13 protein-coding genes are annotated in these 15,974 nt (G+C 41.6%); 12 read left to right on the top strand and 1 reads right to left on the bottom strand.

Going from position 1 to position 15,974, the window contains the following annotated elements:
• Nucleotides 1–9: 9 nt before the first annotated feature.
• The 12 genes from metQ (at nt 10) to QRX25_RS15750 (ending at nt 14,821) form a co-directional block, all read left to right on the top strand.
• Nucleotides 10–825, top strand: coding sequence for a MetQ/NlpA family ABC transporter substrate-binding protein (metQ, locus tag QRX25_RS15805; RefSeq protein ID WP_212099219.1), 816 nt, complete (start codon nt 10–12; stop codon nt 823–825).
• A gap of 92 nt (nt 826–917) precedes the next feature.
• On the top strand, nt 918–1,295 hold the full coding sequence (locus QRX25_RS15800) for a carboxymuconolactone decarboxylase family protein (protein ID WP_031306536.1): 378 nt from the start codon (nt 918–920) through the stop codon (nt 1,293–1,295).
• Nucleotides 1,296–1,487: 192 nt separating this feature from the next.
• Nucleotides 1,488–1,640, top strand: a complete 153-nt coding sequence (locus QRX25_RS15795) for a YuzK family famiily protein (RefSeq protein ID WP_003151857.1) — start codon at nt 1,488–1,490, stop codon at nt 1,638–1,640.
• 176 nt (nt 1,641–1,816) lie between these two features.
• Nucleotides 1,817–2,602: a Fe-S cluster assembly ATPase SufC gene (gene sufC, locus QRX25_RS15790; RefSeq protein WP_071347653.1), complete on the top strand. Its 786-nt coding sequence runs from the start codon at nt 1,817–1,819 to the stop codon at nt 2,600–2,602.
• Between the two features lie 17 nt (nt 2,603–2,619).
• The gene (gene sufD, locus QRX25_RS15785; RefSeq protein WP_013353527.1) at nt 2,620–3,933 is read left to right on the top strand and encodes a Fe-S cluster assembly protein SufD; all 1,314 of its coding nucleotides are present in this window, start codon (nt 2,620–2,622) and stop codon (nt 3,931–3,933) included.
• Nucleotides 3,933–5,153, top strand: a complete 1,221-nt coding sequence (gene sufS / locus QRX25_RS15780) for a cysteine desulfurase SufS (RefSeq protein ID WP_212099216.1) — start codon at nt 3,933–3,935, stop codon at nt 5,151–5,153. The genes sufD and sufS overlap by 1 nt, the downstream gene beginning before the upstream one ends.
• Nucleotides 5,143–5,586: a Fe-S cluster assembly sulfur transfer protein SufU gene (sufU, locus tag QRX25_RS15775; protein WP_065982263.1), complete on the top strand. Its 444-nt coding sequence runs from the start codon at nt 5,143–5,145 to the stop codon at nt 5,584–5,586. Before sufS ends, sufU begins: the two co-directional genes overlap by 11 nt.
• Before the next feature lie 19 nt (nt 5,587–5,605).
• The gene (sufB, locus tag QRX25_RS15770) at nt 5,606–7,003 is read left to right on the top strand and encodes a Fe-S cluster assembly protein SufB (RefSeq protein ID WP_003151878.1); all 1,398 of its coding nucleotides are present in this window, start codon (nt 5,606–5,608) and stop codon (nt 7,001–7,003) included.
• A gap of 1,294 nt (nt 7,004–8,297) precedes the next feature.
• Entirely contained in the window at nt 8,298–8,885 is a 588-nt protein-coding gene (locus QRX25_RS15765) for a restriction endonuclease subunit S (protein WP_212099213.1), read from the top strand.
• Nucleotides 8,882–11,938 carry a type I restriction endonuclease subunit R gene (locus tag QRX25_RS15760; RefSeq protein ID WP_212099210.1) on the top strand — a complete coding sequence of 1,019 codons (3,057 nt, stop codon included), beginning with the start codon at nt 8,882–8,884 and terminating at the stop codon, nt 11,936–11,938. Before QRX25_RS15765 ends, QRX25_RS15760 begins: the two co-directional genes overlap by 4 nt.
• A 15-nt stretch (nt 11,939–11,953) precedes the next feature.
• Nucleotides 11,954–13,186, top strand: coding sequence for a restriction endonuclease subunit S (locus QRX25_RS15755; protein ID WP_249199263.1), 1,233 nt, complete (start codon nt 11,954–11,956; stop codon nt 13,184–13,186).
• A gap of 18 nt (nt 13,187–13,204) precedes the next feature.
• A complete protein-coding gene (locus QRX25_RS15750) occupies nt 13,205–14,821 on the top strand; it encodes a type I restriction-modification system subunit M (RefSeq protein ID WP_212099207.1) in 1,617 nt (538 codons plus the stop codon).
• Between the two features lie 286 nt (nt 14,822–15,107).
• Here QRX25_RS15750 and csn read toward each other — a convergent pair whose 3' ends face one another.
• On the bottom strand, nt 15,108–15,944 hold the full coding sequence (csn, locus tag QRX25_RS15745) for a chitosanase (protein ID WP_212099204.1): 837 nt from the start codon (nt 15,942–15,944) through the stop codon (nt 15,108–15,110).
• Nucleotides 15,945–15,974: the final 30 nt, after the last annotated feature.

The raw sequence follows: 15,974 nt of genomic DNA, 5'->3' as shown, positions 1-15,974 counted from the left end.
GGATTTACATTGAAAAAGATTGTACTAAGTGCGCTGCTGCTTGTGTTCGCGGGAGTTTTGACTGCCTGCGGATCAAACGGCTCTAATAAAAAGGAAATCGTCGTCGCTGCGACAAAAACACCGCATGCTGAAATCTTAAAAGAAGCGGAGCCGCTTCTGAAGGAAAAAGGCTACACATTAACAGTAAAAGTGCTGAACGATTACAAAATGTACAACAAAGCGTTAGCTGACAAAGAAGTGGATGCGAACTACTTCCAGCACGTTCCTTACCTTGAACAGGAAATGAAAGAAAATAAAGACTACAAACTCGTAAATGCCGGAGCCGTTCACCTTGAGCCGTTCGGAATTTACACGAAAAAATACAAATCACTGAAAGACCTGCCTAAAGGCGCGACCATCATCATGACAAACAACGTCGCAGAACAAGGCCGTATGCTGGCGATGCTTCAAAAAGCCGGACTGATCACACTGGATCCGAAGGTGAAAACAATTGACGCCACTACGAAAAACATTACGAAAAACCCGAAAAACCTGATATTCAAAAAAATCGCCCCTGAATTAACGGCGAAAGCATATAATGAAGAAGAAGGCGACGCAGTCTTCATTAACGTTAACTATGCGATTCAAAACAAATTGAATCCGTTAAAAGATGCGATTGAAGTGGAATCAACGAAAAACAACCCGTACGCCAACATCATTGCCGTTCGCAAAGGTGACGAAAAATCAGCGAAAATCAAAGCGCTTATGGAAGTGCTTCATTCTAAGAAAATCAAAGACTTTATTGAGAAAAAATACGACGGAGCCGTACTTCCTGTATCTGAATAAAGCGAAAACCCCGGATGAATCATCCGGGGTTTTTTTCGGGTATTAATCGGAGAACTGTCCATAATAAAAGGGAAGGTTAACGATTGGAGGGAATGGCAGTGGCTCAATATCAGGATAACGGCAAAAGCGTGCATGACGCATTAAAACAATACAAAGAAGGTTTAGGCATATTCGAACAGAAAATGCCGATGATGGGACGGAAGTTTAATGAATTTACTGAACAGTGTTTCTCAGCGGATTCATTAACTGAAAAAGAGAAACAATTAATCGCTCTCGGCATCAGCATCAGTGCCCAAGATGAATTTTGCATGATTTATCATACGAAGGGCTGCCTTGACCAGGGCGCGACAGAGGAAAACATCCTTGAGGTCATCAGCGTCGCGGCGGCATTCGGAGGAGGCGCAGCGCTCAGTCAGGGAGTGACCCTCGTGCAGCAGTGCATTCAGGAATTCGGACATACGACGCATTAGAAAGAGCAATCGTGTGAATACCGCTTTTCACATAAAACCAGCGCCGGTTTCCGGCACATTCGAAAGGATTCAGGGGCACACTCTCTTTGGCCGGAGCAGCGGATCATTGTTACAATGGAAACAAACAAATGAAGGGATTGATTCATTATCTGCACCAGCCATGAAAGACTGGACCTTGACTATACGCCTGAAATGGAAAAAGCGATGCAGAAGTCACACGGCATCGGCTACGAGGAATATGGACGGCGTCTTTCAAAAAGGATGGAAGTCGAACGGCAGAGGGAGCTTGAATACCAAAAAAGCAAGTTCCTCGCAGCGCAGCTTAATGAGAAAATCGGTCAGTAAAAAAGGGCGGAATTCCGCCCTTTTTCTGTTTCAAACAGCTTTAATTACGCCTGGATCTTTGATAAACTTTAGGAATGTTCCGGGTAATATAAAAAGTTGTATTTACTTTTCATTTGTTATAAAATTAGAATGAGAATAAATTGAGAATAATGATTATATATTTTGGAGGTATAGATATGGCTGCTTCAACATTAACGATCAAGGATCTTCACGTTGAAATCGAAGGAAAAGAGATCTTAAAAGGTGTAAACCTTGAAATAAAAGGCGGCGAATTCCACGCTGTCATGGGCCCGAACGGTACCGGTAAATCCACGCTTTCAGCAGCGATTATGGGACACCCGAAATACGAAGTTACAAAAGGCAGCATCACGCTTGACGGCAAAGATGTACTGGAAATGGAAGTGGACGAGCGCGCTCAGGCGGGTCTTTTCCTTGCGATGCAGTACCCAAGTGAAATCAGCGGTGTGACAAATGCCGATTTCCTTCGCTCTGCGATTAACGCACGCCGCGAAGAAGGCGATGAAATTTCGCTTATGAAATTCATCCGCAAAATGGACGAAAACATGGAGTTCCTTGAAATGGACCCTGAAATGGCGCAGCGTTACCTGAACGAAGGCTTCTCCGGCGGAGAGAAAAAACGCAACGAAATCCTTCAGCTTATGATGATCGAGCCGAAAATCGCCATTCTTGACGAAATCGATTCAGGTCTTGATATCGATGCGCTTAAAGTCGTTTCTAAAGGAATCAACAAAATGCGCAGCGAAAACTTCGGCTGCTTAATGATCACTCACTATCAGCGCCTTCTGAACTACATCACGCCTGATGTCGTTCACGTTATGATGCAGGGACGCGTAGTGAAATCAGGCGGAGCGGAACTTGCGCAGCGCCTTGAAGCGGAAGGTTATGACTGGATTAAAAAAGAACTCGGCATTGAAGACGAAACTGTAGGCCAAGAAGCGTAAGCGTTAGGGGGATAAACATGACATTGGAAACGAAACTATCCGTAGATCAGGAATATGTCAAAGGCTTTTCCGAAAAGCATCAAGAACCTGCCTGGCTGAAAAACCTGCGCTTACAGGCTCTTGAAAAAGCTGAAGATCTGCCGCTGCCTAAGCCTGATAAAACAAAAATCACAAATTGGAACTTTACAAAGTTCAACAAGCATACAGTAGAAAATGCGCCGCTTGCTTCTTTAGAAGATTTAGCTGATGAAGCAAAAGCGCTGATCGACATTGAAAACGAAGACAAAACGTTATACGTGCAGCGTGACCAAACGCCTGCTTTCCTGTCTCTGTCTAAAGAGCTGAAAGACAAAGGCGTCATTTTCACGGACATCTTAACGGCTGCCCGTGAGCACAGCGACCTCGTTGAGAAATATTTCATGAAAGACGGCGTAAAGGTCGACGAGCATAAATTGACTGCGCTTCATGCGGCATTAATGAACGGCGGGGCATTCCTTTATGTTCCTAAAAACGTTCAGGTGGAAACGCCTGTTCAGGCCGTTTATGTTCATGAAAGCAATGACACGGCATTGTTTAACCACGTGCTGATCGTCGCTGAAGACCACAGCTCCGTCACTTACGTTGAGAACTACATCAGCACGGTGAATCCGAAAGAAGCTGTGTTCAACATTATCAGTGAAGTGATCACAGGTGATAACGCCAGCGTGACGTACGGTGCCGTTGACAACCTGTCAGCAGGTGTCACAACATACGTCAACCGCCGCGGAGCCGCGCGCGGACGCGACAGCAGAATCGAGTGGGCGCTCGGTCTGATGAACGACGGCGACACGATTTCTGAAAACACGACTAACCTCTATGGAGACGGCACATACGGCGATACGAAAACCGTAGTTGTCGGAAGAGGAGAACAGACGGAAAACTTTACGACGCAGATCATCCACTTCGGTAAGGCTTCAGAAGGTTATATCCTGAAGCACGGAGTCATGAAAGATGCCGCATCTTCCATCTTTAACGGGATCGGCAAAATTGAGCACGGCGCGTCTAAAGCAAACGCTGAACAGGAATCCCGCGTCCTGATGCTGAGTGAAAAAGCACGCGGTGACGCAAACCCGATTCTTTTAATTGATGAAGACGATGTAACTGCAGGACATGCGGCATCTGTCGGCCGCGTGGATCCGATTCAGCTTTACTACCTAATGAGCCGCGGAATTCCGAAAGAAGAAGCGGAACGCTTAGTCATTTACGGATTCCTTGCTCCGGTGGTAAAAGAGCTTCCGATTGAAGGAGTTAAGAAACAGCTCGTCTCCGTCATCGAAAGGAAAGTAAAATAATGAATATCACCGATATTCGTGAACAGTTCCCGATCCTTCATCAGCAAGTGAACGGACATGACCTCGTGTACCTTGACAGCGCGGCGACTTCTCAGAAGCCGCGGGCTGTCATTGAGGCAGTGGATCAGTATTACAACCGATACAATTCCAATGTCCACAGAGGCGTCCATACTCTTGGCACAAGAGCGACAGACGGCTATGAAGGAGCGCGTGAAAAAGTCCGTAAGTTTATTAATGCGAAGTCAATGGCTGAGGTCATTTTCACAAAAGGCACGACAACTTCACTGAATATGGTGGCGCTGAGCTATGCCCGCGCCAACTTAAAACCCGGTGATGAAGTGGTCATCACCCAAATGGAGCATCATGCGAATATCATTCCGTGGCAGCAGGCTGTAAAAGCAACCGGCGCGACTTTAAAATATATTCCGATGCAGGAAGACGGCACGCTTTCGTTAGAAGACGTCCGGCAGACTGTCACAAGCCATACGAAGATCGTGGCGGTCGCTCATGTGTCAAACGTACTCGGCACGATCAACCCGATTAAAGAAATCGCCAAAATCGCTCATGACAATGGCGCGGTCATCGTGGTCGACGGAGCGCAGAGCACACCTCACATGAAAATCGACGTCCAAGACTTGGATTGCGACTTCTTCGCGCTTTCTTCCCATAAAATGTGCGGCCCGACGGGAATCGGCGTGCTGTACGGCAAGAAAGAACTGCTTGAGAATATGGAGCCGGCCGAATTTGGCGGCGAGATGATCGACTTTGTAGGGCTTTATGAATCAACTTGGAAAGAGCTTCCGTGGAAATTTGAAGCAGGCACGCCGATTATCGCAGGCGCGATCGGACTGGGAGCCGCGATTGATTTTCTTGAAGAGATCGGTCTCGACGAGATTTCCCGGCATGAGCATAAGCTTGCAGCCTATGCGCTTGACCGTTTCGAACAGCTTGACGGCGTGACGGTGTACGGTCCGAAAGAGCGGGCGGGCCTTGTGACATTTAATCTTGATGATGTTCACCCTCATGATGTCGCGACTGTCCTCGATGCAGAGGGCATTGCGGTCAGAGCGGGCCATCATTGCGCCCAGCCGCTCATGAAATGGCTGGATGTATCTGCTACTGCGAGAGCGAGTTTTTATCTGTATAATACAGAGGACGAGATCGATAAGCTCGCGGAAGCCCTCCAAAAGACAAAGGAGTACTTTACAAATGTCTTTTAATGCAAATTTAGATACATTGTACAGACAAGTGATCATGGATCATTATAAAAATCCGCGCAACAAAGGGGTTTTGGATGACAGCATCGTCGTCGATATGAACAACCCGACTTGCGGCGACCGGATCAGACTGACAATGAAGCTTGACGGCGATACCGTTAAGGAAGCGAAGTTTGATGGGGAAGGCTGCTCCATCTCCATGGCTTCAGCTTCTATGATGACGCAGGCGATTAAAGGAAAAGATATTGATACCGCCCTCTCCATGTCTAAGATCTTCTCAGACATGATGCTGGGGAAAGAGTATGACGACTCAATAGATCTCGGGGATATTGAAGCCCTTCAAGGCGTTGCGAAATTCCCGGCCCGGATTAAATGTGCCACCCTTTCATGGAAAGCACTTGAAAAAGGAGTCGCTGGCGAAAAAGGCGGCAATTAAAAGATTGGAGTGAAAATGGATGGCTAAAAAAATGCCTGAAATTGGTGAATACAAGTACGGTTTTCACGATAAGGACGTTTCCATTTTCCGTTCAGAGCGCGGATTGACAAAAGAAATCGTAGAAGAAATTTCACGTATGAAAGAAGAGCCTCAATGGATGCTTGATTTCCGCCTGAAATCTCTTGAGCATTTCTACAACATGCCGATGCCGCAGTGGGGCGGGGATTTAAACTCTTTAAACTTTGACGAGATTACGTACTACGTAAAACCGTCTGAGCGTTCAGAGCGTTCTTGGGATGAAGTGCCTGAGGAAATTAAACAGACATTCGACAAACTCGGTATTCCTGAAGCTGAGCAAAAATACCTTGCAGGTGTTTCCGCACAGTACGAATCTGAGGTTGTTTATCACAACATGAAAGAAGATCTTGAAGCGCAAGGCATTGTCTTCAAAGATACAGACAGCGCGCTGAAAGAAAATGAAGACATTTTCCGTGAGCACTGGGCGAAAGTCATTCCGCCGACTGATAACAAGTTTGCGGCGCTGAACTCAGCTGTTTGGTCCGGCGGATCTTTCATCTACGTGCCAAAAGGCGTGAAGGTTGAAACACCGCTTCAAGCTTACTTCCGCATCAACTCAGAAAACATGGGTCAGTTCGAACGTACGCTGATCATCGTTGACGAAGAAGCAAGCGTTCATTACGTAGAAGGATGTACGGCTCCTGTGTACACAACAAACTCGCTTCACAGCGCGGTTGTTGAGATCATCGTGAAAAAAGGCGGCTACTGCCGTTATACAACGATCCAAAACTGGGCGAACAACGTTTACAACCTTGTTACGAAACGTACCGTTTGTGAAGAAAACGCGACGATGGAATGGGTAGACGGAAACATCGGTTCTAAATTGACGATGAAATATCCGGCTGTCATTCTGAAAGGCGAAGGCGCACGCGGCATGACGCTTTCTATCGCTCTTGCGGGCAAAGGACAGCATCAGGACGCAGGTGCGAAAATGATTCACCTTGCACCGAATACGTCATCCACAATCGTATCAAAATCGATTTCTAAACAGGGCGGAAAAGTAACATACCGCGGTATCGTCCACTTCGGACGGAAAGCGGACGGCGCCCGTTCAAACATCGAGTGCGATACGCTCATCATGGATAACAAATCAACTTCTGATACAATCCCTTACAATGAAATTCTGAACGACAACATTTCATTGGAGCACGAAGCGAAAGTATCAAAGGTTTCTGAGGAACAGCTTTTCTACTTGATGAGCCGCGGTATTTCTGAAGAAGAAGCGACAGAAATGATCGTTATGGGCTTCATCGAGCCGTTCACAAAAGAACTTCCGATGGAATACGCAGTTGAAATGAACCGTTTGATTAAGTTCGAAATGGAAGGTAGTATCGGATAACCTATATATATCAAAGGTTTGAGGGGTTTCATCCCGTGCCAACTTGGTGGCGTGCCAAATTTGTGCCAAGTTGACCTTATCTTTTAGTATAGGAGGCGAACTTTTGAAGTTCGTCTTCTTCTATTTTTCGGTAATATCAAGATAAGGATCAGCTGTTGTTTTGATGGTTTTATGCTCCAAGCGATGTAATTTCTAAAATTACTTCAAGCTGAACAAAGGTTCATTCCTTTACATTTGCTTTTTTATCCTCAAGCTGATCCTTTCACAACTTTATCAAAAAGCATATTGCGATCATTTATTGTTTGTCCATAATATTTTCTTTCTTCAACTTTTGCTGCTTCTATTTTCTGCTTCCTTTTTTGTAAGGCTTACTAATTTTCCATCCTTGTGTACCCCTGCCTGCCATTTTCCACTGGCTAACTTTCTGAAGTTTGCCATGACGCCTTTTCCTCTTTCAATCCTTTAAAGCAATTTCGATAAGGCCCCTAATTTTGATTTTTCTTCTGTTGTCAGAAGCCTGTCCTTAAAAAATAGTGGATCATTAGAATCTAATAAATGATCAAGTTTCAATCGCTCGTCTCTAACTCGTAGCATAACCGTTGTTCAAACTTTTAAGGTAATTCCTGTATATGCTCAATAATATCTTCTGTTTTTTCACCTTGCATAGTTATATTTAAATTCATATATCCTGCTGCTTTCATCAAACCCTCGTATGGAACTTCTAAGCTTTTTTAATACTTCAATTGATGGTTAATCACGTTTCCCACCTTTTTATTAACACAAAACAGTCTAGGATAGGATGTTAAGATACCTTATTATTCATTTTTATCCATATAATGGTGAAATCAAAAAATACGGCTTGTTTTAGATGAACAAAGCTACATCAATCATCAATAATTCTGTTTTAACAATCAGCACACCTGTCATGAGGAGACAGTCGTACTGCTGACGAAACTATAAAATAGTTGAACCCTAGGAATCGCTTATAGTGTGATTTCTAGGGTTTTGTTTTATGGGATTTGGGATTGAGCATGAGCGAATTTGGTTTTAGCGGGTTTGTGGAAACAATAATGACGTTGAATAGGTGATACATTTTTGCAATGATGGTTTAACAAGTTGGTGCGGAAGAGTGAAGAAACAAGGATTTAAAATAGTTTCAGCAGGCCTTTTCTAAAGTGATAATATGAAATATATATATATTTCATATTTTTGTCGACGAAGCAAACTCGATATGCTATAATGTGTAATATATAAATATTTCAAAAAATAATTTCTGTGATTAGGGGCGATTTATTTGGAGAAAAGAAAATTAAATGAATTCGTAACATTCGTTCCTGGTATTAATCCAACAAGAGCACAAAAGCAGTTTGAAACTCAAAAAATAAATTATTATGACCAAGCGTCTTTTGAAGCTGATTATAATCGTGAGGACGTAGCTGTTGAAGAAAAGGCAAAACCTTTATTTCAAAGTAACCTATCGTTAAATGAAGCTGATGTTGTTATCAGTAACTCATTGCAGCTAGCAACAATTGTCGGTGAAAATAATGTTAGTAAAGTGTTGTCCCTCAACTTTACAAAAATAGAGTTTGATAGCGAACAACTTGATAAGAGATATTTTCTTTACTTGTTTAATGCTCACAAAGATGTGAAGCGACAAAAAGAAAGGGAGTTACAGGGGAGTGGTCCTGTTCTAAGAATTCCGCTCCGTGCTCTTGGGGAAATTATCGTTCCAGTTGTTCCGATCGAGGAACAGAAGAAAATAGGCACTATATACGTAGAAACAATGAAGCTACAAAATAAGTTAAGCCAATACGCAGACTTGATAGGGCAGTTTACGAGCTCGGTAATAGAAGGAACATTAAAGGGGGGAGTAATGAAATGAAAAGTCAAACGGAATTAGCATTTGAAAATGAAGTTATCGATTATTTGACCAAAATCGGTGGAGTAAAACAATGGGAATACAAAAAAAACATTAAAACAACCGAACAACTTTGGGATAACTTTAAAATAATCCTAGAACAAAACAATAGCGCACGATTAGATGAGCCCTTGTCTATTACTGAATTTAACCAAGTGAAGAAAATCATCACTAGTATCGAATCACCTTACCAGGCCGGACAGTTTTTGTATGGCGTTAATGGTGTTTCTGAAATTGAAGTTGACCTTGATAATGGTAGACATGTGTTCTTGACAGTATTCGACCAAGCTCAAGTGGGTGGCGGGAATACCGTTTATCAAGTGGTGAATCAAATTAAACGGCCAAAAGTTGTTGATGGTAAGCCGACTCGCAGGTTTGATGTGACTTTACTTATTAATGGTTTGCCGATTATTCAAATAGAATTAAAGAAAGCACTTCATAGCGCTACGGAATCTTTAAATCAGATGGAACAGTATATAGCTGAAAAACAATTCAGCGGTATCTTTTCAACCTTGCAGATTTTAATCGCGATGACACCTTTTGATATTCGTTATATGGCAAATACGCCCCTCGAAAACTTTAACCGAGCTTTTGCTTTTAATTGGCAAAACGAAGATGATGCTCGCCCTATTCGATCATGGAAGATGTTTGCGGATAAAGTGTTGTCCATTCCAATGGCTCATGATTTGGCAACACGTTACATGGTACTAGATGGTACAAAAAACAAAGAAAGTATCAAAGTCATGCGTCCTTATCAAGTCTATGCCACAAAGCGTGTGCTTGATAAAGTTAGAAAGTTTGACTTCAAATATGATGATGGTAAATTAGGATACATTTGGCACACGACAGGCTCAGGTAAAACAATCACAAGTTTTAAGACAGCGTGGCTTGCAAGCCGTCTATCTAATATAGATAAAGTGATCTTCTTGGTTGACCGGATCGCACTTACCAACCAAACAGCAGATGCTTATAAAGCCTATGATCCTGTTGCTGGTTTTGAAGGGAAAACTGGTGTGGTGGGTGACACAGCCAATATCTCAGACCTTCATCGCAAACTAACGAAGAAAAGCGATAAGAACATCATTGTAACAAGTATCCAAAAAATGTCGCGTTATGTAGCGCGGGACAGCTTCAAGCCACTTAATGAAAATATTCTTTTTATCGTGGATGAAGCCCACCGTTCAACTGGCAGTGGTACTGAAAATGAAGGGATGCTTGAAGCGATTCGAAAAGCAATTCCTAATTCTGCTTGGATTGGTTATACTGGTACACCAAAATTCCCCGAAACACGAGAAATCTTTGGTGAACTATTACATGCATATACCATTAAAGAAGCTATTGCGGATAAAAATGTATTAGGGTTTAACGTTGAATTTAAGGAAACGATCGAGGCTCCCGAAGATCCTACCGAAGAGGATATTGATGATAATATTCGTGGTAGTGTTTACGACTATAGTCCAGAACATGTGAAGTTAGTAGTGAAAGACATCTTTGATAATTGGAAGAAACGTTCAAATGATCGTAAGTATAATGCCTTGTTTACAGTCCACGTTGGTGGTAATAAAGCAAGTACACCAAGAGCGATGGAATATTTTGATAAGTTTGCTGAAGAAAATGCGAATCGTCCAGCAGATCAACGGTTAAAAATTGCAGTAAGTTTCTCAGCAGACACATCCAATAGTATTCATCAGCTGAAAACGAACGAAAACTTGCACAGAGCCATCAAAACCTATAACGCAATGTTTGGCACAGCTTTTGATATGACTACAGTTAAAGCCTACACAGAAGACTTAGCACGACGTTTGAACAAGACAGCTGATGATGGCAACTATTTAGATTTGGTCATTGTTGTGGATCAACTTTTGACCGGTTTTGATGCGCCTGAGATGAATACGCTCTATATTGATCGAACGCTAAAGGGAGGGAACTTGATTCAGGCATACTCACGTACAAATCGAATACATAACGTTGTCGATAAGCCTTGGGGAAATGTCGTGAATTATCGTTGGCCGGAGCAAAATGAGTATGAAATGAATAAGGCTTTTGCTATTTATTCAAATCGTGCATCTGCCGACGAACAACTTTCACTTGAAGAATTGAAGAAAGGCAACGAAGAGTCTGGTATCACTTCCAAACCATTTAGCAAGGTCCAAGCTGAGATGCAAGAAGTCATCAAGAAGCTTTCCACGCTCACAGACGATTTTATACAATTACCACCAAGTGAAAAAGCACAGGATGAAGTCTTTGAGAATCTTAAAGAGTATAATCGTTTGTTAAGTCAGTTGAAACAATATACCGAAGATGATGATCAAAATCCTATTTCTGCCTATGATAATCCTGAAGAGTTCTATGAACGTTTAGGTATTACTGAAGAGCAGGAAGTCATTTTAACAACTGTAATCGCAGGTGAGTTGAAAGAACGACGTGCAAAGCGAGAAGACATTGATATTTCGCAAGTTAATCTTTCTATGGTTCATATTCACGATGTGACCATCAACTATGATTATTTGATTGAGTTGATCGCTCAGATGGCTGACGAAGTTCACGCGAATGAAATGTCAAAAGCGGAAAGAACACGTGATGAAATCCAAGTTGAAATCGCCAAGTCTGACAATGAAAAAGAAAAATCTAAGGTGAGTCATTTTGTATCTAAGATTTTCACCAAAGAGTTTGAATTTGATCATTATCCAGCACCTCGAAGTGTTGAAAAAATGAACCAAGCAATGGATCAAGCACAAAAGGATACGAATATCCGACTTGTAACGAACTTCATCCGGACTTGGGGACTTGATAACAGTACAAAGCCTAAGGAACTTGAAAACTTGATTAAGAAACACCGATTAGGTCAAGAAGATATGGATAAACAAGGGGAGTTAACCGCTATCATGAATGACGCAAGAGCTGATTATAAAGAAATTGCAATTGAAGAGATTGCAGCGTTAAGCTGGGTTCGGTATCGCATTGAATTTCGTAAGGCATTTTACGAAATGGCCGACGAAATTAAGAAGGGAGAGTAGTCAGGTGATAAAATTATGCAGGCTACAAAGAGGAGAGCAGAAATGAGCGATAACATAACAAATTCACCCCAATTTAGATTCGCAGGATATACTGACACTTGGGAACAACATAAGTTGGGAGAGGTTTACACGGAAAGAAACGAAAGAGGTAATAATTCTTTGCCAATTCTTTCGGTTTCAATTCATCACGGTATTTCAAAAGGTGAATTAGACAGCAGTTCATTGGGTAAGGTAGTTCGCAGAAGTGAAGATAAATCCTTGTATAAAAGTGTGCGCTCCGGCGATCTAGTATTCAACATGATGCGTGCCTGGCAAGGAGCAATCGGCGTAGCAAAGATAGAAGGAATGGTAAGCCCTGCCTATATTACAGCCATTCCAAATAAAAAGTTATTTCCGCCATTTATGGACTATTGTTTACGGCGACATGAGATAATTGCCCAGATAAATAATTTTTCTTATGGAGTCACAGATTTCAGAAAAAGGCTGTATTGGGATTCGTTTTCCAAAGTTTCGTGTTTTATTCCTTCTGTTCCTGAACAAATCAAAATCAATTTGTTCTTCAATCACCTCGACAACCTCATCACCCTTCATCAGCGTAAGTTAGAACTGTTGAAAGATATGAAAAAAGGCCTGCTTCAAAAAATATTTCCGAAAGATGGAGCCAATGTTCCTGAAATTCGCTTTGTAGGATTTACTGATGCTTGGGAACAGCGTGAGGTCGGAGAATTCCTTGAAGAAAGTAAAATTAAAGGTTCGGATGGATCAGTTGCAAAAAAATTAACAGTTAAGCTTTGGAGAAAAGGAATAGTTCTAAAAGAAGAAATATATAAAGGAAGCAAAGCCACTCAATATTACATTAGAAAATCAGGACAATTTATGTACGGGAAATTAGATTTTTTAAATCAAGCATTTGGTATTGTCCCAGATGAATTAGACGGCTACGAATCAACATTAGACTCTCCAGCATTTGATTTTAAAAATGATTTAAATCCTAATTTCTTTTTAGAATATGTAGCTTTAGAACGATTTTATAAATATCAAGGAAATATAGCTAATGGGTCTAGAAAAGCAAAACGTATTCATGTAGAGACTTTTTTTAGAATGCCAATACCTATTCCTAGTTATGAAGAACAACAAAAAATAGGTTCATTTTTCAAACAACTAGACGATACCATTATGCTTCATCAACATGAGTTAAATTCGCTGAAAGATTTAAAGAAATCACTGCTTCAAAAAATGTTTGTATAAGAAAAGGAGATTATATAAATGAGTAATGCAAAAGATATTACATCAAAACTATGGGGAATGGCTAACAAATTGCGTGGGACAATGGATGCAAGTGAGTACAAGAACTATATTTTGCCGTTTATGTTCTATCGATACTTATCAGAAAATCAAGATGAATACTTAAAAATCAATGGTTTGGAAGAGTTTTACGAAGTGACAGATGAAACTGAAAAAGAAGATTATCTTGAGGAAATTAGTAAAGGTATCGGATATGCGATTGATCCTGCCTACACTTGGGGCAAAATCGTATCAAAAATTGAAAATCATAAAATCAAAGCTAGTGACTTCCAAGATATGTTTGACTCATTCAATACAAATGCAAAACGTAACGCGATTGCCGAAGCTGATTTTGCTAATGTATTTTCAGATGTTAACCTTGGGGATACACGTCTAGGTTCAAGTACAAACGAACGTGCAAAGGCTTTAAATGATATCGTGTTGATGATTAACGAATTTACTTTCAAAAACGATTCAGGCCGTGATATTTTGGGTGACGTTTACGAGTATTTGATTGGGCAATTTGCTGCCAATGCTGGTAAAAAAGGCGGGGAATTTTATACACCACATGAAGTTAGTCAAATACTGGCAAAAATCGTAACGAATGATGCAGATGGAACTAAAGGTCAATTCCGTGTTTATGATCCTACAATGGGATCAGGTTCACTTCTTCTAACAGTTCAAAAAGAATTGCCAAATGGTGATGAAGAAGGAAGCGTTGAGTTTTATGGCCAAGAGTTGAATACGACGACTTATAACTTAGCTCGCATGAATTTGATGATGCATGGCGTTAACTATCGAAATATGGAATTGAAACGAGCAGACACACTTGATGCTGACTGGCCATTTGCTGAAAAAGATGGCACACAAATTCCTTTGAAGTTCGACGCCGTCGTATCAAACCCCCCATATTCACATAAATGGGATACAAAAGATGTTGATCGAGAAAAAGATACACGTTTCAAGGGTTATGGTGTAGCACCTGCATCTAAGGCAGATTATGCTTTTGTTCTTCATGGACTTTATCATTTAGATAAAGCAGGAACGATGGCTATCGTATTACCGCATGGGGTACTCTTCCGAGGTGCCTCTGAAGGCAAAATCCGCAAAAATATCATAGATAATAATCTATTAGATACTGTTATTGGATTGCCAGCTAACTTGTTTTATGGCACAAGCATCCCAACCTGTGTGCTGGTATTCAAAGGTCGTGAAGTTCGCAAGAGTAAAGATATTTTGTTTATCGATGCTTCAAATGAGTTTAAAAAAGGAAAGAACCAAAACAAACTCTCTCCTGAAAACATCGACAAAATTATTGAAACTTACCGTAACCGTAAAGACGTTGAGAAATATGCTCATGTGGCATCTTTGGATGAAATCAAAGAAAATGATTACAATTTGAACATTCCACGGTATGTGGACACGTTTGAAGAAGAAGAAGTTATTCCACTTTCACAAGTGGCTCAAGAGTTGACAGAAGTAAAAGCTGATATTACGAATTCATATGACAAATTGTTTGAGCTTTTGAACGAGTTGAATGGGACAACCGATGAAGCCAAAGAAGAACTGAGTAAATTTATCAGTCTTTTAGGTAAATAATAGTGTTAGAAAAGAGCTAAGGAGGATTTAAACCTTGGCTCTTTTCACAAACACTTGGGATAGCGTAAGTTGGGGGACTTAGCTGATATTGTATGCGGCTTCTAGTTCATGCCAACTTGACATTATAATCCATTTTAAACCATTTAAAGAAATGGCTATATATCAAAGGCTTAAACGGTTTTGTTGTAAATCAGTCCATCCCATTTCGAGCAAATTTGATTAAGTTCGAAATGGAAGGCTCAATCGGTTAATAGTAAAACCCCGCCACATGGCGGGGTTTTTTTGTTTATTGAATAGTGAAATTTCCGTATTCGCTTGACCGGACATGAATCGGCCCGTCTAAATTATAGTTCTTCGCTTTTACGATATCACGGAAAACGTCGACACGGGCAACTGATTCTCTCCATTCATCTTGAGTGTCCTTATCAGACGGATTCATCAGATCATCATAGCGCACATCCAAAAATTTATTCAGCCATTTTTTCTCGTCTGTCCCGTCTTTCGGTGACCCGCCCATTTTTTTGTTCGTGCGTTTAATCAGGGCATAAAAGGAGTCTGGATCATCGCCGTCGCCGTGCTGAATCACTGTATCGTACATCACTGCTTTTGCCAGTGCCGTTTTCAATCCGGCTTGATCTGAACGTTTCATCGCCGGCTGATAATACAAGCGGTCATTTACCTCATCTTGGGCAGCTCGGAAAGCCTTATCATTGCCAAGCGAACGCCAGGCAGAAGCGAATCCTTTCAGATTGCTGGTGTCATCGCTTTCGTTTTTCGCAAGACGGCGCAATTCAGGCAAATACTTTTTCAATTTGTTATTCGGGACCGCTTTCGTGTATACTTCCACTACTTCCAGCGCATCCCCGGTAGCCGTGGTAAATCCGGCCCGCCCGCAAGTGTAACCTCTTCCGTCATCCAACTCTTCAACATATCCGTATTGAATTTCCGTCTTTCCGTTTTCAAAGATGCTGGTCAGCTGTTCCGCCCGGCGCTTCTGATCCTTATTCAGCCCGGCCGCCAAAACCGTTCCGCTCATTATCAGGGTAAAAAACATGGTGAAAATAAGTGATGAAACCGCCGTCTTCTTCCAAAAACCTGATTTTTTCTTCAAACCGATTCTCATTGTCATACCCCTTTCACATGTCTTGTTACG

Source organism: Bacillus sp. L381 (assembly GCF_030284525.1).
Taxonomy (GTDB): Bacteria; Bacillota; Bacilli; order Bacillales; family Bacillaceae; genus Bacillus; species Bacillus amyloliquefaciens.
The sequence above is the reverse complement of the archived record's forward strand: the minus strand, read 5'-3'. Positions and strand labels throughout refer to the sequence as shown.